Annotated in this window: 19 protein-coding genes; 4 read left to right on the forward strand and 15 right to left on the reverse strand. The window is 41.8% G+C overall.

What is annotated here, in order from left to right; all coding sequences use genetic code 11:
* Positions 1 to 38: 38 nt before the first annotated feature.
* The 15 genes from DVG78_RS22135 to DVG78_RS22205 all read right to left on the reverse strand — a co-directional run bounded on the left by DVG78_RS22135 (position 39) and on the right by DVG78_RS22205 (position 19,901).
* Positions 39 to 1,664 (reverse strand): Ig-like domain-containing domain, encoded by a 1,626-nt coding sequence (locus tag DVG78_RS22135; RefSeq protein ID WP_158550076.1) that lies wholly within the window; start codon positions 1,662 to 1,664, stop codon positions 39 to 41.
* Between the two features lie 233 nt (positions 1,665 to 1,897).
* Complete coding sequence (gene mnmG / locus DVG78_RS22140) at positions 1,898 to 3,760, reverse strand: tRNA uridine-5-carboxymethylaminomethyl(34) synthesis enzyme MnmG (protein ID WP_114463214.1); 1,863 nt, start codon at positions 3,758 to 3,760, stop codon at positions 1,898 to 1,900.
* Between the two features lie 108 nt (positions 3,761 to 3,868).
* Positions 3,869 to 4,282, reverse strand: coding sequence for an rRNA maturation RNase YbeY (gene ybeY, locus DVG78_RS22145; protein ID WP_114463215.1), 414 nt, complete (start codon positions 4,280 to 4,282; stop codon positions 3,869 to 3,871).
* 101 nt (positions 4,283 to 4,383) lie between these two features.
* On the reverse strand, positions 4,384 to 5,355 hold the full coding sequence (locus DVG78_RS22150; RefSeq protein ID WP_114463216.1) for a radical SAM protein: 972 nt from the start codon (positions 5,353 to 5,355) through the stop codon (positions 4,384 to 4,386).
* 82 nt (positions 5,356 to 5,437) lie between these two features.
* The gene (gene accD, locus DVG78_RS22155; protein WP_114463217.1) at positions 5,438 to 6,280 is read right to left on the reverse strand and encodes an acetyl-CoA carboxylase, carboxyltransferase subunit beta; all 843 of its coding nucleotides are present in this window, start codon (positions 6,278 to 6,280) and stop codon (positions 5,438 to 5,440) included.
* A gap of 141 nt (positions 6,281 to 6,421) precedes the next feature.
* Complete coding sequence (locus DVG78_RS22160; protein ID WP_114463218.1) at positions 6,422 to 7,123, reverse strand: DNA alkylation repair protein; 702 nt, start codon at positions 7,121 to 7,123, stop codon at positions 6,422 to 6,424.
* Positions 7,124 to 7,130: 7 nt separating this feature from the next.
* The gene (ftsZ, locus tag DVG78_RS22165) at positions 7,131 to 8,633 is read right to left on the reverse strand and encodes a cell division protein FtsZ (RefSeq protein ID WP_229598293.1); all 1,503 of its coding nucleotides are present in this window, start codon (positions 8,631 to 8,633) and stop codon (positions 7,131 to 7,133) included.
* 49 nt (positions 8,634 to 8,682) lie between these two features.
* Positions 8,683 to 10,038 (reverse strand): cell division protein FtsA, encoded by a 1,356-nt coding sequence (ftsA, locus tag DVG78_RS22170; protein WP_114463219.1) that lies wholly within the window; start codon positions 10,036 to 10,038, stop codon positions 8,683 to 8,685.
* Between the two features lie 14 nt (positions 10,039 to 10,052).
* Positions 10,053 to 10,814, reverse strand: a complete 762-nt coding sequence (locus DVG78_RS22175) for a cell division protein FtsQ/DivIB (protein ID WP_114463220.1) — start codon at positions 10,812 to 10,814, stop codon at positions 10,053 to 10,055.
* A gap of 57 nt (positions 10,815 to 10,871) precedes the next feature.
* The gene (murC, locus tag DVG78_RS22180; RefSeq protein WP_114463221.1) at positions 10,872 to 12,260 is read right to left on the reverse strand and encodes a UDP-N-acetylmuramate--L-alanine ligase; all 1,389 of its coding nucleotides are present in this window, start codon (positions 12,258 to 12,260) and stop codon (positions 10,872 to 10,874) included.
* 48 nt (positions 12,261 to 12,308) lie between these two features.
* Positions 12,309 to 13,403 carry an undecaprenyldiphospho-muramoylpentapeptide beta-N-acetylglucosaminyltransferase gene (gene murG, locus DVG78_RS22185; RefSeq protein ID WP_114463222.1) on the reverse strand — a complete coding sequence of 365 codons (1,095 nt, stop codon included), beginning with the start codon at positions 13,401 to 13,403 and terminating at the stop codon, positions 12,309 to 12,311.
* A gap of 68 nt (positions 13,404 to 13,471) precedes the next feature.
* Positions 13,472 to 14,641, reverse strand: coding sequence for an FtsW/RodA/SpoVE family cell cycle protein (locus tag DVG78_RS22190; protein ID WP_114463223.1), 1,170 nt, complete (start codon positions 14,639 to 14,641; stop codon positions 13,472 to 13,474).
* Positions 14,634 to 16,010 carry a UDP-N-acetylmuramoyl-L-alanine--D-glutamate ligase gene (murD, locus tag DVG78_RS22195; protein WP_114463224.1) on the reverse strand — a complete coding sequence of 459 codons (1,377 nt, stop codon included), beginning with the start codon at positions 16,008 to 16,010 and terminating at the stop codon, positions 14,634 to 14,636. Before murD ends, DVG78_RS22190 begins: the two co-directional genes overlap by 8 nt.
* 397 nt (positions 16,011 to 16,407) lie before the next feature.
* The gene (locus tag DVG78_RS22200) at positions 16,408 to 17,916 is read right to left on the reverse strand and encodes a c-type cytochrome domain-containing protein (protein WP_114463225.1); all 1,509 of its coding nucleotides are present in this window, start codon (positions 17,914 to 17,916) and stop codon (positions 16,408 to 16,410) included.
* Positions 17,913 to 19,901 carry an alpha-L-fucosidase gene (locus tag DVG78_RS22205; protein ID WP_114463226.1) on the reverse strand — a complete coding sequence of 663 codons (1,989 nt, stop codon included), beginning with the start codon at positions 19,899 to 19,901 and terminating at the stop codon, positions 17,913 to 17,915. The genes DVG78_RS22200 and DVG78_RS22205 overlap by 4 nt, the downstream gene beginning before the upstream one ends.
* A 179-nt stretch (positions 19,902 to 20,080) precedes the next feature.
* Between DVG78_RS22205 and gcvH the strand changes: the two genes are divergently transcribed.
* The 4 genes from gcvH to DVG78_RS22225 all read left to right on the forward strand — a co-directional run bounded on the left by gcvH (position 20,081) and on the right by DVG78_RS22225 (position 23,490).
* On the forward strand, positions 20,081 to 20,458 hold the full coding sequence (gcvH, locus tag DVG78_RS22210) for a glycine cleavage system protein GcvH (RefSeq protein ID WP_114463237.1): 378 nt from the start codon (positions 20,081 to 20,083) through the stop codon (positions 20,456 to 20,458).
* A 72-nt stretch (positions 20,459 to 20,530) separates the two neighbouring features.
* Complete coding sequence (locus DVG78_RS22215) at positions 20,531 to 21,802, forward strand: dihydroorotase (protein ID WP_114463227.1); 1,272 nt, start codon at positions 20,531 to 20,533, stop codon at positions 21,800 to 21,802.
* 15 nt (positions 21,803 to 21,817) lie between these two features.
* A complete protein-coding gene (locus DVG78_RS22220) occupies positions 21,818 to 22,363 on the forward strand; it encodes a DUF4199 domain-containing protein (RefSeq protein ID WP_114463228.1) in 546 nt (181 codons plus the stop codon).
* Positions 22,363 to 23,490 carry a hypothetical protein gene (locus DVG78_RS22225; protein WP_114463229.1) on the forward strand — a complete coding sequence of 376 codons (1,128 nt, stop codon included), beginning with the start codon at positions 22,363 to 22,365 and terminating at the stop codon, positions 23,488 to 23,490. The genes DVG78_RS22220 and DVG78_RS22225 overlap by 1 nt, the downstream gene beginning before the upstream one ends.
* Positions 23,491 to 24,751: the final 1,261 nt, after the last annotated feature.

The following is a 24,751-nucleotide window of genomic DNA, read 5'->3' on the forward strand; positions in this document are numbered from 1 at the left end:
TATATAATAGCTTATCCACAGAGTGTGAATGATGTGGATTATTTTGTGGATAAGTCGATATCTATGCCACTCATTACAAAGTTTTTCTTCACTTTAACGGCTTCGGTGTGAAAAAACACGGGTTCGGCTAATTTATTGGCTTTTACATCGCCCGTATCCCATTGCCCGTTTCCGTTTTCATCCACAATAATGCGCAGCGTGTACGTTGCGGGTTTTAGATATGAAAAAACATAAGGAGTTTTATTACCAATAGATTTAACTACGTCAAATTTATCATCGAGCAGTTCGACGATAAATTTACTTTTAGCACCCTTTATTTCACCTTCCAATGTGCCGTAGTTTTCTTCATCCATGATGGGGAGTTTATAGGTTTTAGCGGGGATTGTATCGTTTTCTACGCTAAAAAAAGTGGCTTTAGGAATGATTACTTTGAGTTCGCGACGGGCGAGAATTGGTCGAGAAAGAGAAAGTATGGCTTGATTATTGGCCCAGGTAAAATCAGAAATTTTGATAACTTCGGCTTTTGTGCTATCGCTAAAAATCTGGATTTGATTAAGCCTTGCTTCGGCTACGGGTTTATTAAAGGTTAATTTTAGCGCAAAATTCCTAGGTTCTATTTCGCCATTTTCGGGAAAATTTGTCTTCATATCGAAGGGCTCGCGGTTGCTATCGGCGTTCTTCCCTCCTCCCCTAGCTTCCCTGAATTTTATTTTTTGGGTATGTTCAAAGGTCAATCCTACGGAGTCCACAATCGTTATTTTGGCTACAAGGGTATCCTTACGATTCTTTGTGTTATAGAACTTCAGTTCATTAGTCCCCGCCTGAAAGTGCGGTATTGAGTCTTCTGGATTGTTAAATTTTACTTTGTATTCAAGGAATCCTTTATCGTAGTTTATGGAGTAATAATTGGCCCTAGGCTGCGTATTTCGCACTTTTGCGGGGGTATTATTGGCCATAAACAGCCTCAACGAAACGCCTGAGATTTGCGTAGAATCAACAATTGTGATGCTATCTCTTAAATACGCGATTTTTTCGGCCCTTGGATTATAGCTTAAAGAGCGATTTTTATCGTCAAAAGCAAATAGTCTATACTTGTTCGGTCGAATATTTTCAATGCTGTATCGGCCTGCGCTATCCGAACGCGTAAAGTAACTTGGCTTCATTTTTTCAATATTCAGGGTGTCCGAATTTGGGTACAGGCCTACCAAAACATCCAACAATGGCTTATCTGAAAGTAAATCTTTTACCTGCCCACCTACAGATGCAGAGTCAATACCTATGCCCGTACTGAAGACAACGCGAAGATTTCGGGCTGGATTTTTTTCGCTGAAATCTTTGATGGCGTCACCAAAGGAAAGGGAATAAGTGGTGGCGGTGTCAAGTGATTTTTTAAATTTGATTTGCAGTCCGGTTGGTCTAGCCTTAAAATCATACTCCCCAGCATCAGGAGTTATCAAGAGTTTTTGCTGTAAATTCTCCGCAACAATGTATTCGTCAAACTCTAAGTCAACGGTACGCCCTTGGTAATTTGTTTGCTTATTGTCGGGGATGCTTGATATAAGATTTGGTGGTACGGTGTCCCTCTTTCCTCCCGTGGGAGAAATGGGCTGAGCGCAGGATGTAACCAAAATATACAGTATAAAATAGAATGTAAAGTTTCTCATTAGGTGATGTTGAGAATGAAGAACTGGTTTATAAGTTATCTTTATCATGCTTTTAGCAGACAGTTTTTTATGTTGTAAAAGGGTAATCATATTAATATAAGGAACGAAAGGTTTTAAAGTCTCTGCAAATTAACAGCTTTTAAATCCTGAATGAATTTAGGAGTGGATTGCAAAAATAAAAGGTGACCGTCAAGGCCACCTTTTATTAACATCTTTTAACGACTTGCCTGTATTTATCTCCCCAAGTAAATCATCAATACTGATACATCAGACGGACTGACTCCGCTTATTCTGGATGCTTGCCCAAGTGTACCCGGACGGAGGCTTTTGAGTTTTTGACGCCCTTCAAATGACAGAGCCGATACGCGGTCGTAGTCGAAATTTGGGATGATTTCAAGATCTTCTAATCTATTCATCTTTTCTACCATGAGATATTCTTTCTCAATGTAACTTTCATATTTCACCGTAATCATTGCCTGTTCCAACGCTTCTTCATCGAATTGATTCAGAAAACCTGCAAAGGAACCTTTTAGATTCTTGATGTCATCTATTTCAATATCGGGTCGTTTTAGCAACTGATATAAGGGCTGTTTTTCCCGAATCGTTGCGGTGCCCAATTGAACAAGTTGTTGGTTTATTTCTTCGGGTTGGGCTTTGATGGTTTTGAGTTCTTTTAAAATCAACTCGGTATTAGCCACTTTTTCACGAACGCGTTGGAGACGAGATTCCGCAGCGAGTCCGATTTTGTACCCTTTTTCTGTAAGACGAATGTCTGCATTATCTTGCCGTAAAAGAGTACGGTATTCTGCTCTTGATGTAAACATCCGGTAAGGTTCGTCGGTCCCTTTATTGACGAGGTCATCTACCAATACGCCGATATAGGCTTCTGAGCGTTTTAAAACGAATGACTCCAACTCGTGTGTATTTTGATGAGCGTTAATACCCGCGATTAATCCCTGACATGCGGCTTCTTCATAACCCGTTGTCCCGTTGATTTGTCCTGCAAAAAACAGGTTCTTGATAAGGTGGGTTTCGAGGGTTAACTTTAACTGTGTAGGCGGAAAATAATCGTATTCTATGGCGTAGCCAGGACGAAACATTTTTGCATTCTCAAACCCAGGAATCAATCGTAGTGCCTTGTATTGAACATCCTCTGGAAGAGATGTAGAAAAACCGTTTACGTAGATTTCAACGGTGTTCCATCCTTCTGGTTCCACAAAAATCTGATGTCGGTCTTTGTCGGCAAATCGGTTGATTTTATCTTCAACCGATGGACAGTAACGAGGCCCTAACCCTTTGATACGGCCCGAAAACATTGGTGATTTGTCAAACCCAGTGCGCAACGCAGCGTGAACTTCTTCGTTGGTGTAGGTAATCCAACAGCTTCTTTGGTGTTCAAGCTTTGGGGTTGACGTATACGAAAATTTAGCGGGATTCTCGTCTCCTGGCTGTTCTTCCATGCGACTATAATCCAACGAACGTCCATCTATGCGCGGTGGGGTTCCTGTTTTCATTCGCCCCGATTCAAAGCCTAATTCAATCAATTGCTCTGTTATTCCCGTTGCTGACTTCTCTCCTACTCTACCACCTCCAAAGTTTTTTTCTCCAATATGGATTAATCCATTCAAAAAAGTGCCATTGGTTAGGACTACCGATTTGCTTTGTATTTCAATTCCAAGGCTTGTTTTTATTCCAGCTACGACTCCATTTTTGATAATAAGCTCACGAACGGTGTCTTGCCAAAAATCTATATTGGGTGTTTGTTCAAGTGTTATTCGCCATTCTTCTGCAAAACGCACCCTGTCGCTTTGACATCTTGGCGACCACATAGCGGGCCCCTTTGAACGGTTGAGCATTCGGAATTGTATCATTGTTTTGTCGCTGATGATTCCAGACTGTCCACCAAGAGCATCTATTTCTCTTACGATTTGTCCCTTGGCAACACCTCCCATTGCGGGGTTACAAGACATCTGTGCAATGGTGTGCATGTTCATTGTAATGAGCAAAACTTTGGATCCCATGTTTGCCGCTGCTGCTGCTGCTTCACATCCTGCATGGCCTGCCCCAACCACAATTACGTCGTATTTTGGAAACATGTATTGTGCGTTTTAAATGTTGTAATTTTTATCCGTTTCACGCGTTTTTGTAAAAATCACCAAAACGTTCCACGTGAAGCATTTGTTATTGTGTTGATATATAGCAAGTTATGAGATTGTTAGGTAAAAGTCTTCTTTTGCTCTCATTTCTTGTTCTTGTTCATCTTCATGATCGTCGTAACCAACTAAATGCAAAATACCATGGGCTAAAACACGGCGAAGCTCTTCTTCGAAAGGCTTCTTGAGTTCTTGAGCGTTGTCTTTTACTCTGTCGATGCTAATGAATATATCTCCTTCGACAACAGCCTCTTCTTCGCTATTATCAAAAGTGATAATATCCGTATAAAAGTCATGCTCAAGGTATTGTCGATTTACGTTAAGAAGGTATTCATCAGAACAAAAAATATAGTTGAGTTGGTTCAACATAAAGCCTTCAGCTTTAATGATACTCTGAAGCCAAGATTTGGTTTTGCGGGGTTGCGGAACTTTAAAGTCCACATCTTCAATAAAAAACTGAATCATTTTATGTAGGTAAAATAGAAGAAATGGTTTTTAGATATTTATTCAATAACTATCTGAAAACCAATAATGATTTGCAAAATTAGGTAACTGAGCGGTAAGATTCAAAATAACTGTTTCCAGGTGCCTTTGATGAAGTTGTATTTAAGCGTACTTGGAAGGGCTTTCCACCAGTATTTGTTGATTTCTACGGCAAAAGAAGGCTGCATGTAGCAGTTGATGGCACAGCCTTCACAGGCAGGCAGGCGACCTTCAAGGGCAATCAATTTTTGAACTTCTTCTGACTGATACAGCTCTTCCAATTGATTTTCAATGGGGAATTCTTTTAAACCCAAATGATAGCAGGGGAGCACCAGCTTATTTTCAGGAGAAATGACAATGGTTGTGCTGCCTGCTAGGCAGACTGGATTGTCCACGTGGTTGCCTCCATCAATCCTAAGTTGAATAAAAGCGTCGTTTAAATAAATATTACGCTTTTTACCCCAATTTCGTAATTCTTGCAGCGCCGAAGAGGATAATTGAGAACCTATATTGTTATATTCAAAAACAGGATTCAATATCAATACCAAATCATTGGGCAGGCAAATGTTTTTCCACAACTGCTCAATTTGGTGGATATTGTTTTCAAAAACGGTGAATAAAATATCTGGACGTTCATTCAATGATTTTGCAATTTGAATAGACTCCATCACTTTATCAAAACACTTTACCCCACGCGAGGTATCATGCTCTTCCTGATTAGGTGAGTCGAGTGAAAAATGGAGCATGTCAATCAATCCGCGCAGTTTATGGGCGTATTTGGGATAAAGCAACCCGTTGGAAGTGACGGTAGTTAATAATCCTGCATTTTTTGCGGCTCGGAGAAGCTCATCTAATTGACGGTGGAGAAGAGGCTCCCCTCCTGTAAAATCAACCACCTTCACCCCAAGTTTTTTGAGTGCCTCAAAATTGGCTTTGGCATTTTCTAATGTAACATAAGGCGATGGTCTTTCCCATATATCACAAAAGCTACAGGTGGCGTTACAACGGTACGTCACGTAGTAATTGCATAAAACAGGGTGGGAAACAAGACGCATGGTTTCAAATGAAAAAGTGCATAAAAAGCAAAAAGGCCGCAACTACATCTTCTGTTATTGCGGCCTTTGGCGTAAAAATCAATTATTGCAGCATTCGCAACAGACTGGCCAATTTATCTTTTAAATCTTTTCGATCGACAATAAAGTCTAAAAAGCCGTGTTCCAATACAAATTCAGCACTTTGGAATCCTTTAGGAAGATCTTTTCCGATGGTTTCACGAATAACTCGCGGACCCGCAAAGCCGATAAGAGCACCTGGTTCTGCGATGTTAAAATCACCTAGCATGGCGTAAGAAGCCGTTACTCCCCCCGTTGTGGGGTCGGTCAATAAAGAGATATACGGAAGTTTGGCTTCTGACAACAGCGCCAATTTAGCGGATGTTTTGGCCATTTGCATCAATGAATATCCTGCTTCCATCATCCGCGCACCTCCCGACCGTGAAATCATCAGAAAGGGCTTTCTGTTTTGTAATGCATGGTCGATTCCGCGCGCAATCTTCTCCCCTACAACTGAGCCCATAGAGCCGCCAATAAAGTTAAAGTCCATACAGCTTACCACAATGTCAATATCGTCCATTTTGCCGTATGCGGTACGAACAGCATCTTTCAGACCCGTTTTTTTAACAGTATCACGAATACGGTCGGGATATTTTTTAGTGTCTTCAAATTCAAGAGGATCTCCTGAAATCATATCGGCGTCCAATTCAGTGTATTCGGCCTCGTCAAATAAGACACTGAAATAGGCTTCTGACCCGATTTTTTCGTGATAATTGCATTTTACACAGGTGTATGCATTGAGTTTATGCTCTCGTGAATGCATCACATGCTTGCAACTAGGACACTGGTACCAAAGCCCATCGGGGGCTTCGCGTTTCATTTCTGTGGGCGTTTGAATGCCTCTCTCTTTTCTGGTAAACCAAGACATAAAAAGTCAGCAGTTAACAGTTTAAAATATACAGTTTGGCGTTAGAGGTGTTAAATGCTTCACTTACAGCAAAATAATAACGAGTAACGCAGAAACTGCCGCAAAAGCGGCCTCAAAGATACTAAGAAATTTATCTATGCATCAAAGTGTTAAATAATACTTGCGTTTGGATTCAGGAAAACGCTCAATTGCGTAACGTAAAGCGGTACGGGGCATTTGTTTTATATGGATATCTAAAAACTCTTCTAGCACTAATTCATCACGTTTTCCTACTTCTCGAAGCATCCAGCCTACGGCCTTGTGAATAAGGTCATGGGTATGCGTAAGAAGAATTTCGGCAATTCGAATCGTATCAGAAAATTGATTTCGTGAAATAAAATACCAGGTTGACACAATCGCGACGCGTTGGGACCAAAGGTGAGGACGCTGAGCTAAATCGTATAAAATGCTCCTGTCTTTATTTAACAGATAAGCCCCGATAATGTCACGACAAGTGACATCAACCAAATCCCAATTATTGATGTAATCTAGGTTTGATAAATAGATTTCAAAAATAATATGTTGGGTGGTTTCGTCCTTTTTTGACTTTTGAAATCGTTTCATCAGCCCAATCAATGCTGCCATCCGAAATTCATGGAAAGGGCTGTGAAGCAGTTCGGTCCATTCTTCGATGGTTAGGGTGGGATATTTTTTTACAATTTCTCTGATTTCAGGCATTGTAATACCCATAAATACATCCCCTTCGCCGTATTGGCCTTTTCCTGTTTTGAAAAAGCGACAAAGAAAGGCAGCCTTTTCGGGGCTGCCTAGTTGTTGTAAATCCTTTTCTATTTGTGAAAGCATGGTATTCTTAACGCTTATGCTTGTCCAATTTGATGGGAATAAAAGCTTCATCTGGAATCGCTGGCTTTTGATGTAAAACCACGTTTTGACGCAAATAAGCAGGCCTTTCGAGTTCGCTTGCAGAATACTTGCCTTTAGTAATATCCTGAACAAGTTGCCGCAAAATAGAAGGGTCTTCGTGTGGCTCTGGGTTATCAATAAAAGGCTGTTTACTAACGATTTGATTCGTCTCTTGGTATTCAGGTTTGCTTGGTTCTTGCACCACTGGCAAATCAACCGTTTGAGAAACAGTTGGCTTCACTTCTACCTTAATTTCTTGTTTGGGTGGTGCTGGTGGATTAAAAGCCGTTGTTGGTGTAGAAGCTTCCAATTTTCCTTCTTGAGGGCTGTCAATTACAACTCCAGAAACGGGTGGTTTAGGAGATTCAACAACTGTTGGTGTATCTTTTTTTATGGATTTAAAACCGGTAGAATCGTAGTTAAAAGGTAAATGTGAATCTTCAAAGCCTGCGGCAATGACCGTAACGAGGAGTTTTTCTTTGAGGGTGTCATCAAAAATAACACCCACTTTACACATATCAGCTTCATCCCCAATGAGGCTTTCGATGTAATTTGTGATGGCCATTTGCTCATCAAGGGTAGCCATGTATTCTTCGTCCGTACTTGAAGCAAGCGTGATAAGAATTTTTTGAGCGCCCCGAATATCTCGGTTGTTGAGTAATGGAGAGTTTAAAGCCGCTTCAATCGCCAATTCAGCACGGTTTTCACCAGAGGCCGAAGCCGAACTCATCACCGAAGTTCCTGCATTTTCAAGCACTTTTTTCACGTCCATGAAGTCGGAGTTTACACTTCCATGAACCGTAATAATCTCAGCAATACTTTTTACAGCATTGGATAAAATATTATCAGCGTGTTCGTAAGCCCGTAAAATGGGCAACTTTCCGTATAACTTCGCTAATTCATCGTTCAGAATGACCAGAACTGTGTCACAGTGTTCTTTCAGGGCATTAATTCCTTCCAGTGCCTGGTTCTTCTTACTGCGTCCTTCGTGGCTATAAGGAGCTGTGACAACTGCCACAGTAAGCATACCCATTTCTTTGGCTACTTGCGCAATAACAGGGGCGGCTCCTGTACCTGTACCACCGCCCATCCCTGCGGTAATAAACACCATCTGAGTAGGTGGTTGCATCAATTGTCGGATGTATTCAATGCTTTCTTCGGCCGCTTTTCTTCCTGTAGCTGAATCAGTTCCCGCTCCGAGTCCCTTAAGCAAGTCAGCGCCTAATTGAATTTTATTTTCAATGGTGCTGCGCATGAGGGCTTGTTTGTCGGTATTACATACCACAAAGCCCACATCCTTAATACCCTTCACATGCATGTGGTTGACGGCGTTGCTACCTCCCCCACCTACCCCAATTACTTTGATAATCGGTGCGTCTTCTGAATATTTTGAATTTTCCATGACGTACTCGTAGCCGTGGTCAAAAACGTTTTTTCTTGCAAAAACCATAATTTTTTAATGAGAAACAATTGGTGAGGTCGAAATTAAATTTTTGGTGTTAGTAAGAATCTTTCCCCGCCATATCATCTTGCATTAGACCTTTCCATATAAATGTGCCTACATCCTTGATTTTCAGGTCTTTAATTCCAAAGCTACCCCAGAGCCCTCCTGTTTTCTTTTTTTCTTGTTCTTTCTCTGTCTTACTTCTTTTTACTACTCTTTTATCTAACGGTTTAATGCTCGACCATGCCAATCCAAGGGCGGTGGCAAAAGCAGGATCATTCATTAACGAATCATGTAAGGGGCCGTTGATTCGCTCTAAATTCTGTGGTTTCCCAATTTGGACGTACATACCTGTCACTTCTCTGAAAATAGAATCAATTCCGTTGATTTTTGCGGTACCGCCAGTCAAAACGACGCCTGCCCTCAACTTGTGTTCGTAGCCAGCTTTTTTTACTTCAGCAAAGACCAATGCGGCGATTTCACGAAGACGAGCCCGCGCAATAAGGACAATGTTTCGTGCTACAATCTCAATGGGCGGAATACCGTCGGCAGTAGGAACTACTAAGAGCGTATTCAGGCTACAGGCGTTGGGGTTTGTTTCGCTCAACGTTGTTTTTGCTTCTTCGGCACTTTCCTGTGTTAGATGGCAGCCTTCCCGAATATCATTCGTGATATGGTTGCCGCCAAACGGAAGAACAACCGTGTGGCGCAATAAACCTTCGTGATAAATGGCAATATCTGTGGTACCACCGCCAATATCCACCAACACTACCCCTAAATTTTTATGGTCTTCTGTCAGAACAGCCAGACCCGAAGCAAGGGGCGATGCCGCAAAACCATCTTCATTGTCAACTTGAATGTTGGCTTTTTGGAGAGAATCCTTTATTTGATACAGAGCCGTTTTTTTGGCGGTTATAATCTTAAAGTCTCCACTAAGTTTCAGACCGATATGACCTACTGGGTCGTCGATTTCGTGTTGTTCACCAACGGCAAATTTGAGCGGTAAGAGATGGATAATTTGGTTTGAATCGGAGTCGTAGGTTTGTTGCATATCCTCAAACAATACGGCTACATCTTCACCTTTGACCGAAGCAGATTTGCAGGTAACTGAGCCTGTTTCCGACATTGTTTCCAAATGTGTCCCACTTACGTTGACCGTGGCTGTCAAGGGATAATTAAGCAAATCAGGCCTCTCTGCTTTTCTCGCCGCTATTTCTAGCGCTTGCCTGATTGCTTCTTTTGTCTTTACGGGATTGTTAATGATTCCCCTATACACCCCTTCGTTACGTGCCGAACCGAGCCCTACTACTTCGAGCATGGTATGGTTGTTGTGGGTCTTTGGCTTAGCCAAAATCGCAGCAACTTTGGTACTGCCGATGTCAATTCCTAAAAAAATAACATTATCTGACATACTGAGTTAGGGTTTTACTCACACACAATTTGATTTCGAAACTTAACACTAACGCGCTTATATTTTTCCCATCCTTTCAGGGGTAAAATATTTTTATAAAATATTTTTAACTTCTCAAATTTTACCTCAAAATCATCGGGCAAGCCAAAGTCAATTTGGTGTTGCCCTACCTGAGGCATAAGGGTTAATTCACTGTCATTTGCCACAATTACTTCGGCTACTTGGGCTTTCCAAAACGGGTTTTGCTGAAGGGCTTTCAAGAAGTCAATCAGTTGCTTTCCCTTTTGGGAGGTTAAATTTTGTTTTTTAGCAAAAAACTCACCTGATACCAACACCGTTCTTGCCGCAAAACGTCCTGATAATGGAACTATTTCGCCCGTCTCGGTTAGGTACCCGCCCAGTGAGGCATTTAGTTGTTGCTCGGCGTCTGATGTTGAAATAAGACGTCCGACGGGCCGTTGCTGCACTATAGATACGACCAAATTTCCAGATAAATCTCGAAATACCTGACAATTATTTATCAAGCGGTTCTTCAAGACTCTTTTTTCCAAACCTTTTAGGTTTATTTCTGAAAAATTCATCCCTTCAATGACATCAACCCCTTTGAGCGTAATCAAATCTTTAATGTCTTGTTCATTAAAAAAAGGATACTCTGCTTTTTCATCTAATTTCACAATAATTCCCTTACAGCGCTTGCTTTTTTGTTGAAACTCAACAAAAAAAACAATAAGTCCAACAATGAATATTCCAAGAACAGCCCAAATCAAGCGTTTCATATAGGGGTCGATTTAGTAGTTTTTAATTTTAAATTACTAAAAATCAGTTTTTTAAAATTACTCGGATATTCCCGCTAAAACTTTTTTTATGGATTCAATGTAAGAATCAATATCGCCCGCACCAATCGTAGCCACGACGTCTAATGGACGATTTTTAAGTACGTCTATTAGACTTGACTTCAAACATTGAATTTTGTCACTTGTTATTTTATCAAAAATTAAATCAGAACTTACCCCTTCAATCGGTAATTCTCGAGCTGGATAAATATCCAAAAGAATCACATTGTCGGCTAGGGATAAACTTTCTGCAAATTCGTTCGCAAAATCACGCGTACGGCTGTATAAGTGCGGTTGAAAAATCGCCGTCACCTTCCGATTGGGATAAAGAGCTTTCAAAGAGGATAAAAATGCATGCACCTCGGCGGGGTGATGAGCGTAATCATCTATCAGTACGTGTTGGTCTGTTTTTAGATAATATTCAAAACGCCTTTTTACACCGCCAAAGGTTTCGATGGCGGCACGAATTTGGTCTCCTGACAGGCCGAGGGCGAGCCCAACCGCCGAGGCTGCCACGGCATTTTCTACGTTGTGAAAACCAGGTACGTGTAGAGTGATGTCATTGATTACACCATCAGGATGTACAATGTCAAAGACAAAACAGGCATTTTCGATTCGAATATTTTGGGCGTGGTAGGCGCCCTCGTTTAAACTGTATTCTTCAACTTTTGCCTTCGTTTTATTGGCCAACGTTAACCCTTTTTTCATAAACAGGCGACCGTTGGGTTTGATTTGGCTTACATAGGCTGAAAAAGATTCCAGAACAGAATCGTGGCTTCCATAAATATCTAAATGATCGGCATCGGTGGAGGTCACAATGGCAATATCTGGAAACAAAGTCAAAAAAGAACGGTCAAACTCGTCTGCTTCCACCACGCAGGGAACTTGGCTGAGCTGCGCGGTCGGCGCGTTGAGCAGCATATTGGTACCGTAATTTTGGGTTATTCCTCCTAAAAATGCGGCACAGTTTACTCCCGAATGACGAAGTAGATGCGCAGTCATGGAGGAGGTTGTGGTTTTGCCGTGGGTTCCTGCTACCCCAATCGTAAACATCCCCCCCGCTATCAGGCCCAGCACCTGAGAACGTTTCTGTAGGAAAAATCCATTGTCTATCAGGTAGTTGTATTCTGAATGGTTTTTTGGAATAGCAGGTGTGAAAACAACGAGTGTTTGATCTGGATTTTGCAAAAAAACAGCAGGTATTAAATCCACCGAATCTTCAAAATGTACAGAAATACCTTCTGCATGGAGTGTGTCGGTCAAGTGCGTTTGAGTACGGTCGTAGCCAGCTACCTCAAATCCATTCACGCCAAACCAACGCGCCAACGCACTCATTCCAATACCTCCGATACCGAGGAAATAAATGTATTTATAGTCTGTAATTTGCATTCTTCTTTCGATTCTTAATATTTGGAATAAAAGACCTATAATTAAGTGTTAAATTAGTTCTAAAACCGTTTCCGCAATTTCTTTTGCAGCATTGGGTTTGCCCAGTTTTTTGATATTTTGACTTAAAGTATGTTGTTTTTCAACGTCTTGCAATAATCGCAGCGCTGTTTGTACAAGTTCTTCGGGAGCATCTTTGTCTTTAATTAAAAGGGCGGCATTTTGCTCCACCAAACTCATTGCATTTTTGGTCTGGTGGTCTTCGGAGGCGTACGGGAAAGGAACTAAAATAACGGGCTTGGCCACTAAGCACAGCTCCGATACGGACAAAGCGCCCGCTCTTGAAACCACAACATCGGCCAACGCGTAGGCTAAATCCATTTCATAGATAAAATCAAAGGACTTAGCATAAGGCGTTTTGAGTGAGTTTATTGCGTTTGCGGCCTTTTCAGCATAGGGTTTTCCTGTTTGCCAAAGAACTTGGTATCCTGAATTAATCAGTAATTTTAATCCCGCCTCAATACTTTCATTGATTGTCTTAGCGCCAAGACTTCCGCCAATCACAAGTAGCGTTTTATGGTTGGGTTGCAGCCCAAAATGAGCATAAGCCTGTGTGCGCTTGTGGGTTACATCCAAAATGTCGCTTCTAACGGGATTTCCGGTCATTTTGAGCTTATTTTTTGGAAAAAACGAATCCATGTTTGGATAAGCTACACAAATGGCCTTAGCGCGTTTTGCGAGCAGTTTGTTAGTAATACCAGCATACGAATTCTGTTCCTGAATTAAGGTTGGGATTCCCAACAACGAGGCTACCATCAACAGTGGTCCGCTGGCAAAACCTCCTACGCCAATGGCTACATCGGGTTTAAAACTTTTAATAATACTACGTGCTTTTAACAAACTGCGCGTGAGTTTGAGGGGAAATGATAAGTTATCAACCGAAAGCTCTCGTTTGATTCCTGCAATCGGTAAGCCAATGATTTCGTATCCTGCTTTGGGGACTTTTTCCATTTCCATTTTCCCCAAAGCCCCCACGAACAAAATTTGAATGGTAGGGTCTATCACTTTGAGCGCATTGGCAATAGCAATGGCCGGGTAGATGTGGCCACCAGTACCACCTCCGCTGATGATTACTTTCTTTATCATACGTTTTTATGACCAGAAGGATGAAAATTTGATAAATTTGGGGATACCCTGTTATCATTTCTCAAGCCTTATAAATTTGTTTCTTCAATATCTCCTCTGCTTACACTCAGTACAATTCCGAGTGATATACAGGTAAATAAAACGGAGGTTCCTCCCATGCTTAATAAAGGCAACGGTTGGCCGGTAACGGGGAAAATCCCTACGGCAACTGCCATGTTTGTAAATGCCTGTAAACCAATGCTTAGCATAAGTCCTGCGGAGAGTAGACCGCCGAAAGCTCGATTGGTTTCATTGATGTTTTGGACTCCACGCACCAGCAAAATAGCATACAAAATCATGATAATAATCCCTCCGATAATGCCGTACTCTTCAATAATTATGGCATATATAAAGTCAGAATAGGCTTGGGTAAGGTAGTTTCGTTGGTGACTTTTGCCGAGCCCTTGTCCTAGTGTTCCGCCGTTGGCGATGGCAATAAAACCTTGCTTGGCCTGATACTCATCTCGTTTGAGAAATCGCTCAATACGTCCCTGGGCGGTGTCAAGGCGTTGTCCAACCACAAGACCTGTTGCCCCCGCAATGCCAATAGAAACGACCATCACGGCTAAATATTTGCCCGGCACACGGCCAATGTATAGCATCAAAAAGCACGAGAACCCCAACAAAACGGCCGTAGAGGTACTGGTAAGTGCAATAAAAAAACAGATAATTCCAACCCACAAAATCATTTTTCCGAAAATCTGCCAGTCATACTGCACGCGCTGACGTTTGGCAAGCATTGCTGCCAGATTGGCAATCAGCGCCAAACGAGCAAAGTCGGCGGGCTGAAAGGTTAAGCCAGTGCCTGGAATCGCCAGCCAACGAGTCGCACCGTTGATGGTAACCCCTGCTACTTTTACCAGAATCAATAAAGGAATAGAAATCAGGAGTGCAGCCCGCGATAATCGCGAAAAATAGGTGTAATTGATACGATGAACGGCCCACATGACCAGTAAGCCGATTCCCGTAAAAAAGGCGTGTTTAAACAGAAAAGATTCTGGGTAGCCTCCCCCCCGCTGATAGGCCAGCGTTCCCGTTGCGCTGTACACAATAAGCATACTTGTAAGAGACAGAAGAGCTACAATAATCCAAATGACAATATCGCCTTTCAGGTTTTGACGAAGCCATTCTTTGGCGCTTTGCCAGCGATCAAATGGAGAGGTGGACTGGGGTTGGGGCGTATTCATCTCGTTATTCATCGTTTTTTGGGGAATTAGGTGCAAAATCCAGAACGGCCGCTTTGAATAAATCGCCGCGGTCTTCATAATTTTTGAACAAATCGAAACTGGCGCAAGCGGGCGATAACAACGCCACGTCGTCAGGATGACCTAACGAAACAGCGTGAGCTACAGCTTTACTTACGTCCTGTGTCTCAATGATTACAGGAACGATAGGGGTAAAAAACGAGAGAAGTTTGCTATTGTCTTTGCCCAGACAGATAAGGGCTTTTACTTTCTGACGAACCAAGTCTTCGATTTGGGTATAATCGTTGCCTTTATCCACTCCGCCAGCAATCCAAATAATTGGGGTATCAAAACTGTTAAGTGCGTAATAAACCGAGTCTACATTGGTGGCTTTTGAATCATTGATGAACTTGATGCCGTTGATTTCTGTAACGGGCTCAAGCCGATGAGCCGCGTTTTGAAATGTCAACAAACCCTGACGAATTTGTTCATCACTTACTCCCGCCGCCATAGCTGCCAACGTTGCCGCCATGGCATTGATGGCATTATGAGGACCCTTAATCGGTAATTCATTCGCGCTTATCTCAAAAGTACGTGGATGGCGCGTCAGATGCAATATTCCTTCATGATAAAAACCGCCATTGCTATCCTTTTTTACGAAAGAAATGGGTAAGTGATTCACCATGAACGGTTTCTTGGCTAATTCAGAAGCGATGGCTTCATTATCTACAAAATAGATAAAATCGTCGCTCGGTTGCATATTTTGAAGTATCCGAAACTTTGAATCGACATATTTCTGAAAAGTATACTCGTAGCGATCTAGGTGGTCAGGGGTAATGTTTAACAATATACCAATATCTGCTTTGAATTGGTACATGTTGTCCAATTGAAAGCTGCTTAATTCTAGCACAAACCAATCAAATTTATCTTCGATTACCTGCTTAGCAAAACTTTCGCCGATATTGCCCGCGAGGCCCACATTAAAGCCCGCCGACTTCAATAAATGATACGTGAGTAAGGTGGTGGTGGTTTTTCCATTACTACCCGTAATCGCGATTTTTTTTGCTTTTGTATACCGCGCGGCAAATTCTATTTCTGAAATAACGGGTGTTCCCTGAGCATATAACTTTTTGACCAACGGAGTCGTATCGGGAATTCCCGGGCTTTTAATGACCTCATCAGCAGCCAAGATTCGTTCCTCTGTATGTTTCCCTTCTTCAAAATCAATGTCATGGACATTGAGGATATTACGATATTCTTCAGATAAAGTCCCTTTATCTGATAGAAAAACATCAAATCCTTTGGCTTGGGCGAGCAATGCTGCGCCTACACCACTTTCACCTCCGCCTAGAACAACGGTTTTAAAGGTATTTCGGGAAATCATCAATAAATAATAGAGTAAAGAAAGAAAACGAAACTTTAAGCCAAATTAAGGCTTTTTTGGAAGAAATAGCAAGGGTGAGAAAATGGCAAAAATCCTTAAATGGGCAAAATTATGTCGCATAATGTACTTGTAATTAACTTTCTACAAGCTCGTAATAAGGCATTTCTAAAGTATTTTATAAATAAAAAAATGCTTTTCGATGATAAAATGAAGAGGGATAATTTTATTCTTGGATGAATAAATAATATACTAAAATATACTTAAAAGGTAAATATCGTAACAAACACCCCATTGGGGGTTAATAGCCTCATTCGTTTGTCTATGCCTAACCAAGCGCTACGCATAAGCAACAGGCCTCGGATACCTAGTTAGGGTGGCCGTTATTTTAAAATGTAGATTATTTTTTCTTTCCTTCTTCTGCCTTGGGGGCTGTTTCGCCCGCTTTAATAAACTCCGCGATTTGTTGTTCGGTGATGCCAATCGTCACTTCCAAATTAGGTTTTGCTTGCTTCAATGCGGCAACACCGCCCTCTGTTACTTTTGATTGCCAAACGTGAAGGCTCATCAAGCTTTTTGAGGAAGAAAGCTCTTTTATACCTGCATCGGTTACCTGAGTATTGACCAAATTGAGGTATTCCAAATACGGTAAAGCTTTGATTTGGCGAATGGTAGCATCCGTAACCGCCGTATTTTCCAAGTGTAATTTTTGAAGGTTTTTTAACTTAGCAATTGTGGTTGCAGCTTGGTCAGAAATTTTTGTATCCCCCAATTTTAACCAAATGATTTGTTCTTTGAGGGGCTCCAGAAGTGCCACCTGACTATCCGTTAAAGCGCTGATATTTACCGCATTTATTTCTAACAAGTTGCTTTCATTAGCAATCGGCATTACCAAGAGACCGGCCTTTTTCAGTGCTTCTACGGCTTTCGTATCAGGGGTGGGCACTTTTAAGCTTAACACGGGAGATTCTTTGGACGTTGTGGTCAACTGAGAACTTCCAGCAGACAACGACGAACCGCTCAGCGCGGCCAATGCGGGCTTGATGGCATCGGTAGCTTTAAGGTCAGCCACTTTTTTATCAAAAGGCGCACCTTGGTCAATCCACCAGGAAAGTATCGCAACCTGATTGTCCGAAAGTTGCGTTTTGCCTTTTGGAGGCATATGGTTTTCATCTTCAAGGGGCAACAGACAACGCTTGATTAATTCGCTTTCACTGCCTTGACCCGCAACGAAAATCGGGCCGTTTTCGCCGCCTTTTTTCAGCAATTCAATCTGGTCCATGCGCAAATCTCCTTTTGATTTATTGGCATTGTGGCATTGAACACAACGGGCTTTCAGGATAGGATTTACGACTTCCTGGAAAACCATTGCATTGTTGACGTCAGCGATGGGTTTGATTTCATCCGAGCCTTTTTCGGCTTTGGGCTCCATGCCCAGCCAGCCGCGAAAAGGTTCTGGTGTTTCTTGGGTCAAATATCCTTCTCCGTGGGTCAAAGAGCCGCCATGATGCCCCGCAACCATGGTCAATATGGCCCCAACGGCCAACGCTGGTAAATAAAATAAGCTGCTGAAAGGAATTTTATTGACAAATAACTCCGATTTTGCCATCCAAGCTACCCAAGCGGCTACTGCCACCCATATTCCTTGCCATTTGTGTTCATCCAACAATTCGACTTCATAGCCCCCGCCCAATGACAACAGATATCCAGCTACGCAGGAAACCGTAGCGCCAATGGCTGACCAAAAAAGTACAAAGGTGATGGTTGATTCTTTGACTTCAATTTTGTTGGTCAATCGGCCGATTTCGAGCAACCCCGCCAAAATCAAAAAACCGATGGGTAAGTGAACCAATACAGGGTGAAAACGACCAATAAATGCGGCCCAATCAGAGGCTTGTAACAGAATCATAGTTTGATTTCAGCAATCGAATGAATAGCTAATTTGCTTATTATAAAGACTGCTCTACCATTTTTATACGCAAATGGCAGAGGTTTATTTTCGGGTTGTAACATCACCTGCTGAGGGCGTCGCGGTGTTTTAATCGACACTTGAAGGTTATAAAGCGGCGGAATTTCGTCGTTTGCGTGGATGGATTTGTTGGCGTGGTTACCCGCCATGTTGATAAGGTTTACGTAAGTTGTGCCATTTTTTTGATTCAAAGCCACGTTTACCAGCTTTGAGCCTTTGACCTCCACGTTGGGTTGAAAAAGTTTTTTTACCAAGGTTCCCAAAAAATCTCGGCCTACGTAGGTTTCCCGCTTGTAATGCTGTTCGCCAAAATTGAAATAAACGCCCGCAATTCTCCCTTTTCCTAGCGAAGCAACGGTAGCCACCGGCCCTTGGGCAAAACGAGTGTCTTCTTGACTGTACCATTGGCCAAATGGCTGTGTATTAGGCAATAATTGAAACGGTCGATAGGTTGCTTTGGTGCCAGTGATTAGGTTATCAAAGCCCCAAAAAGGAATAGTGTGGGTAGTTGGACTTAATGTAACGCCCAATTCTTTTTCAAAAATTTTAACGGTTTCGCTACCGACTACAACTAAATTTCCGCCTTGTCGGGCGTATTCTACCAGTTCATTTCGTAGCTGTTCGTTTATTTTTTTCCATTCTGGAACGACAATGACGGGATATTCCTTCGTATGTCCTAGAAGATGGTGTTCTTGTAGTATTTCTGTTGGTAATTGGCTGTATAATAAAGCATTGAGCGTGCCAATCATGGGGTTTTGCTTGCCATCCCCTGTATTGTAAACGGTTGTGATTTCGCTTTTATACCCCGTATTTGAATACAGCAGCCCTACCTGAGGAACGGGTTTGGTATTTTGGCAAAAAGGCTGACGCTCGCGGCAAAATTTAGCCAAATCGGCCATTGTTCCGTAGGCGTAGGTTTTAAGGCTTCCGTCTCGGTGTTGGGTCCAATAGGCTTGATAACCACCGCCCATCGAAATCACCTGTGCCGCTTCTTGAGAAAGTTGAGTGGCACTTTTGGCCGAGAAAACTTGGTCGTCCCAACCGTACCCAAAACTCCACGACATCAAATCCCAAGGTTTTCCCTGCGGTGCTAAACACCGTGCCTGAAACGCCGACTGATTGGCTCCGTTAAGCGGCTCGGTGTCGCCCGAAAGGAAATCGACGTTGATATCCACGGGTTCAGGCATCATGGCCGAAAACGACCAATTGCTGGCTACCTGAAAACGAGGGTTGTATTGATGCAAGGCATCCGTGTATTTGCGCACGTATCGACGAAAGGCCGTTCGGTGAAATTCTAGCCATTGAGAATAATTGGGATCTGTTTTCTTTTTAGGAATCTCCTGAATTCCTGTGCTCTTCCGAAACTCCTCTACTGCGGCTGCGCAATAATCAGGCTCGGTGGCCCAGCAATCGCCATCTATCCAAACGCCATCTATGCCGTAGTCGCTCATTTCTTTTAGTTGTGGAATGAGCAGGCTGTCAGAATACGCGCTCCAAAGCGATGTTTTTTTGTCGTCGCGTTTGCCTTCGGCATTGATTCTTGACCAATGGGGGTGATGCTTCACGGCTTCATTGTCCCACACGCCCGAATAATGCAAATAAAGCGCGACGCCGTGGCGTTTTGTCACGTCTCTAAATAGGCGAAGGATGTCTTTTTCGAAGCGCTTGGGCGTATGGCCCACTTTTGTAGGATAACTCGTTACGCCCGAATGTCCTTTACAATCTACCTGAATAAAATCAGGTTTTACCTTTTGCAAGAGCGAATCTACCATCCTGTCGGTAAGGGTTTTACCGATAAGTGTATCTTCCAACACCGCATGAAAATCAAAATGCAGCCCAAAAAAACTTTCGGAACGCCGCAAAGGTGTTTGGGCAAAAAGTAAAACAGGAAAGTGAAGAACAAGCAGAATACGCAGGAGTTTCATAGTGGTTTTATTTACTCATACTATCAAAGTTGTGTTGAAGGCTATTCTCCTTTGATAAGCTAAATAGAGATTGATTTAGAAGGACGATGGGGAGAAAAACACGTAAAGTGACCCAAGGGTTTCGCATAATTTATGTTTTCGTATTATCTTGCACGCCCAAACAAAAGCCTCAACAAACCATGACTTTCCCCGAAGAGCTTAAATACACCAAAGATCACGAATGGATTCGTTTTGAAGACGATGATACCGCAGTAGTTGGAGTGACAGATTTTGCCCAACAAGAACTGGGTGACATTGTTTATGTAGACATCACTACGGTGGGCCAAACCGTTGAAGAAGGTGAGATTTTTGGCAGCGTAGAAGCGGTTAAAACCGTTTCTGACCTTTTTATCCCCGTATCAGCTGAAGTCCTTGAATTTAATGATGAATTGGAAGCCGCGCCCGAGTTGGTCAACGAAGACCCTTATGGCAAAGGTTGGATGGTTCGTATCAAAATTACGGGTTCAACAGATAGTTTACTTTCGGTAGAGGAATACAAAGAATTGATTGGCGAATAAATAGAAGCTCCGAAAGGGGCTTTTTTTTTAGCCATTCACCCGTAATGTGAATAAGAGAAAGTTTTTAAATATATGCTACTGATTCGTTCTGTTAAGATTATTGATAGTCGCTCGCCTTACAACGGGCAAACGAAAGATATTTTGGTCGAAAATGGAAAAATTGCCCAAATTGGCGACCAACTTGACGCCCCAAATGCTGAAATTCTGACGGGCGACAATTGGCATATTTCTTCTGGTTGGGTAGATATGCGGGTATCTTCTCACGACCCAGGCCATGAGCACAAAGAGGATTTGACCACTGCCTGTGAAGCGGCCGCCGCGGGCGGTTTTACCGAAATTGCCGTGTTGCCCAACAGCCAACCAGCGTTGGATTCAAAAAATACGCTGGTTTATGTAAAGCAAAAAGCCGCCGACCAACTCGTGGCGGTACACCCGATTGGTGCGGTGACCAAAGGATGCGAAGGCAAGGATTTTACGGAAATGATTGACTTAACGCAGGCTGGTGCTGTGGCCTTTTCGGACGGTGTTCATGCCATTCAAAATACCCACATTTTCCTCAAATCGCTTCAATATTTGCAGCAAGTCAACCGGGTGTTGATGAATCGCCCCGAAGATTTTGACCTGACGGTGTTTGGACAAATGCACGAAGGGGAAGTCAGTACGTTGCTGGGAATGCGCGGTATCCCGTCGATTGCCGAAGAATTGATGATTATGCGAGATTTGAAATTGTTGGAATATGTGGGCATCAAAAGCCAAACTCCCCTACTCCATTTCTCGACCATCTCTACCGCCAATGCCGTGGCGTTGATTCGTCAGGCCAAAGCGCAGGGGTTGCCCGTTTCTTGCGATATTGCGGCGCACCAAATTGCGTTTGAAGATTCGCTTTTGACAGATTTTGACACCCATTATAAAGTCAACCCGCCGTTTAGGCAGCAAAAAGACATTGATGCCCTGTGGGAAGGTCTGGCCGATGGCACCATTGATGCCGTGGTCTCTGACCATAATCCTCAGGACGAAGAAGCGAAGAACCTAGAATTTGACTTGGCTGAATTTGGAATTATTGGGCTAGAAACAGCTTTTGGAGTGCTGAATACGTACAACAAAACGCTAAGTGTTGAGCAAATTGTAGATAAGTTTACGCACTATCCGCGCACTATTTTACGGCTGCCAGCGCATACAATTTCGGAGGGCAGTTTGGCCAACTTAACGCTCTTTAATCCTGACTTAGAATGGGTATTCTCCAACACTCGTTCTAAGTCAAAAAACTCTCCTTTTTTTGGACAAACCCTGAAAGGGAGGGCTTTATACGTAATAAATCGAAATAAAGTGGAGAAATGTGGATAACTCTGTGGATAAGTCATGGGAAATGTGATTAACTTTTTTAATAAGCCTATTTTAAAAATCCCGCTTGCTTTTGGCGTATTGGCGGGATTTGTGTGTTTTTTATTCTTTTTGGTGGTCCAAAACCTAGAGAAATTCTCGGGAACAGGCCGGGCGTTGGATGTGGGTTTTTTCGCCATTATTATTGCAGCGGCCTGTTGGTATTACCGTAAAAATATCGGAAAAGGATACATGCACGCGTGGGAAGGAATTTCAATCGGATACGTCGTTTGGCTGACGGGTGCATTACTCTGCGGGTATCTAACTTCTATGTTTTTTTACTTCTCACCCAGTGCGCTTGATAAATACAAACAAACGCTACGCACTTCGTTGGTCACCAATCAGGCTGAGGCCATGAAAGTGTGGGGAAAAGAGATTTATCAACAAAAACTGGCGGATATTTCACAACTTACACCTTCAAGTTTCATTTTTGATGAATTTCGGTTTACGCTGTTGTTGGTTATCATTGCCATCTTACTCATTGCATTGATTTTTCGTAAAAAGAACCCAGAAGAAACAAGATAATGCCTGCTAAAATTATCCAAATAACGAAGGCCAAAGCCGAACAGACGAAGTCGCAGAAAGAGTTTAATCGCTTGGTACAAAAAATTGAGACGCTCGAAAAAAGTATTGTTGAGTACCGGGAAATCATGGTCAAAATCCAACAACGTGCCCTGACCGAGTTGGAACCTTTACGTAAACAATATTTTGAGCAACGTGCCCAACTTGTGTACCGTTTTGACCGCGCTCATGACTCGTCGTTTTTCAAAAAGAATGAAAAGAAAAAGTTAGCCTATCTCATTCAGGACATTGCGTTTGAATTGATTGATGCGGCTGGAATGGAGGAATTTAAGCCGATTTATGATAAATACAGCAATGAGGGCAGCTTTGATTCCATCAACGAAGAAGCTAACCAAGAAGTAGCTGAGCGAATGAAAGACCTGTTTTCGGTGTTTGGAATAGATTTGGGAGATGATGTCGATTTGAAGGACCCTGAAAAGATGCAGGAAAAATTGCACGAAAAAATGGCCGAGCAGCAAGGTGCTTTTGAAGAACACAAACGCCAACAGGAAGAGCGGAGGGCCAAACGCCCTAAAACCCAAAAACAGATTGAAAGAGAACAAAAAAAGGAGCTCGAAGCCCGAAATATCACCAAGGCAGTACGAACCATTTACATGGATTTGGTCAAAGCATTCCATCCTGACCGTGTAACAGACGAAGCGGAAAAGGACCGCAAAACAGAAATCATGCAACGGGTGACAGAAGCCTACGAAAAAAATGATGTATTGTCATTGCTGCGTTTGCAATTGGAGTTTGAGCGTATAGATCAGTCGCATATAGAATCATTGGCCGAAGAGCACCTCAAATATTACAACAAAATACTGCGTGAGCAAACCAAAGAGTTGGAGGAAGAATACGATAATTTGATGGGACAGGCCCAAATGATAAGCGGACAGCCAGCCTACATGATTTCAACCCCATTTGGGTTAGAGTTTGGTTTTGACCGACAAATAAAAGAATTCAAAAAAGTAATTAAAAGCATCAAAAAAGATATAAACGATTTTCAAAGTGATGAGGTTGTGCGGGCTTTTCTCAAAGTTTTCAAAATCCCAAAACACAATGATATTGATGGGTTTGATTTTCTGTTTTGACAAGAATTGAGCTATTATATACTTTTCAAAACTTCGATTATTAAATAGCTCAGGGAAGCTAATCCCAATTGAAAAAGTAACCTCTCCTCTTCTTTTTTGCCCTACTTCAAAGGCAAAAGTACTCGCGCTATTTGGCATAATATAAGAAGTTTTATTCTTCAGTTTAAGGTTAGTTTCTTGACCATTAAACGGTTAAATATTGTTATTTTCTCTACTTTTTAAGCGCTCAGTTTTTGAAAATTTCCTCAGAAAAACATCAAGTAAGATAAATTTTTATAATTTATCTTACTTGATTTCTATGACTGAGTATTTATGTTGACATTTTAATTCTATTTTAATTTTGCTTTAATCAAATTCTAACCGTTAGTAGTGCTATTTGCAAAGAGAGTTATAATGATAACCAACAATCCCTTGCTTAATAGATATAAGTACTTGCCCCAAAAATAATGTTAACTCCTAATTGATTATGCAGGTTTTGGGTAAATTAGATTATAATGATATAGCATAAGTTATTAATAAAGAGTGTGTTATAAAAAATTAATGCCAAATAATTTTACACACCTGTTTCTAAAATTATTTACACCATGATAAAATTATTTAAATCTTTATTGCCGTTGTGTATTCTACTTTTGAGTGGATACGTTCAACATCATGGAGGTGCATTTTATGAACTTATTAGTCCTTCTGCTGTAAAAAATAAACAATATTTAGTTAGTAAACCTGTCTTATTTAATAAACAGAATCGTATAACTGATATTGAAGAAAAGGAAAATGAAATAATTTCTTTCAAAAAGTATTCTGCGTCCAGTAATAATATACATACTCCTTTTTACAATCAAATACCTGAACACTTCTTTCAATATACCCCAATATATTTATTCTTCATTAAGCAATTTTCTTATTATCCATCGTGCAAATCGCTATACCTTATATTTGAGGTAATGCAGATTTGATATGAATAATTAAGCATAAAACCAGTGTTTTCTGCTTCTCCAACTGCCATAAAATGCCCTATATAGGGTATAAAAAGTGTATGATAGTAGCCATACACTTTCGGGCGAATAATTATCAACAATCCATATTCTGTTAAATAAAAAATACTATCATGAAGAAAATTCTCATGCTCATAAGCCTGCAGGGCTTTCTCATAAAAAAAGGCAAGTAGAAGATTGCCGTATTTTTGTGGTGACTAAACTACAAAACTATGGTTACTGCGACTTGCCCATCCAAAGTTACACTATTTTTTGAGTGTTTATCCAAT

Origin of the sequence: Runella aurantiaca, assembly GCF_003339505.1 — a bacterium.
GTDB classification, from domain to species: Bacteria; Bacteroidota; Bacteroidia; order Cytophagales; family Spirosomataceae; genus Runella; species Runella aurantiaca.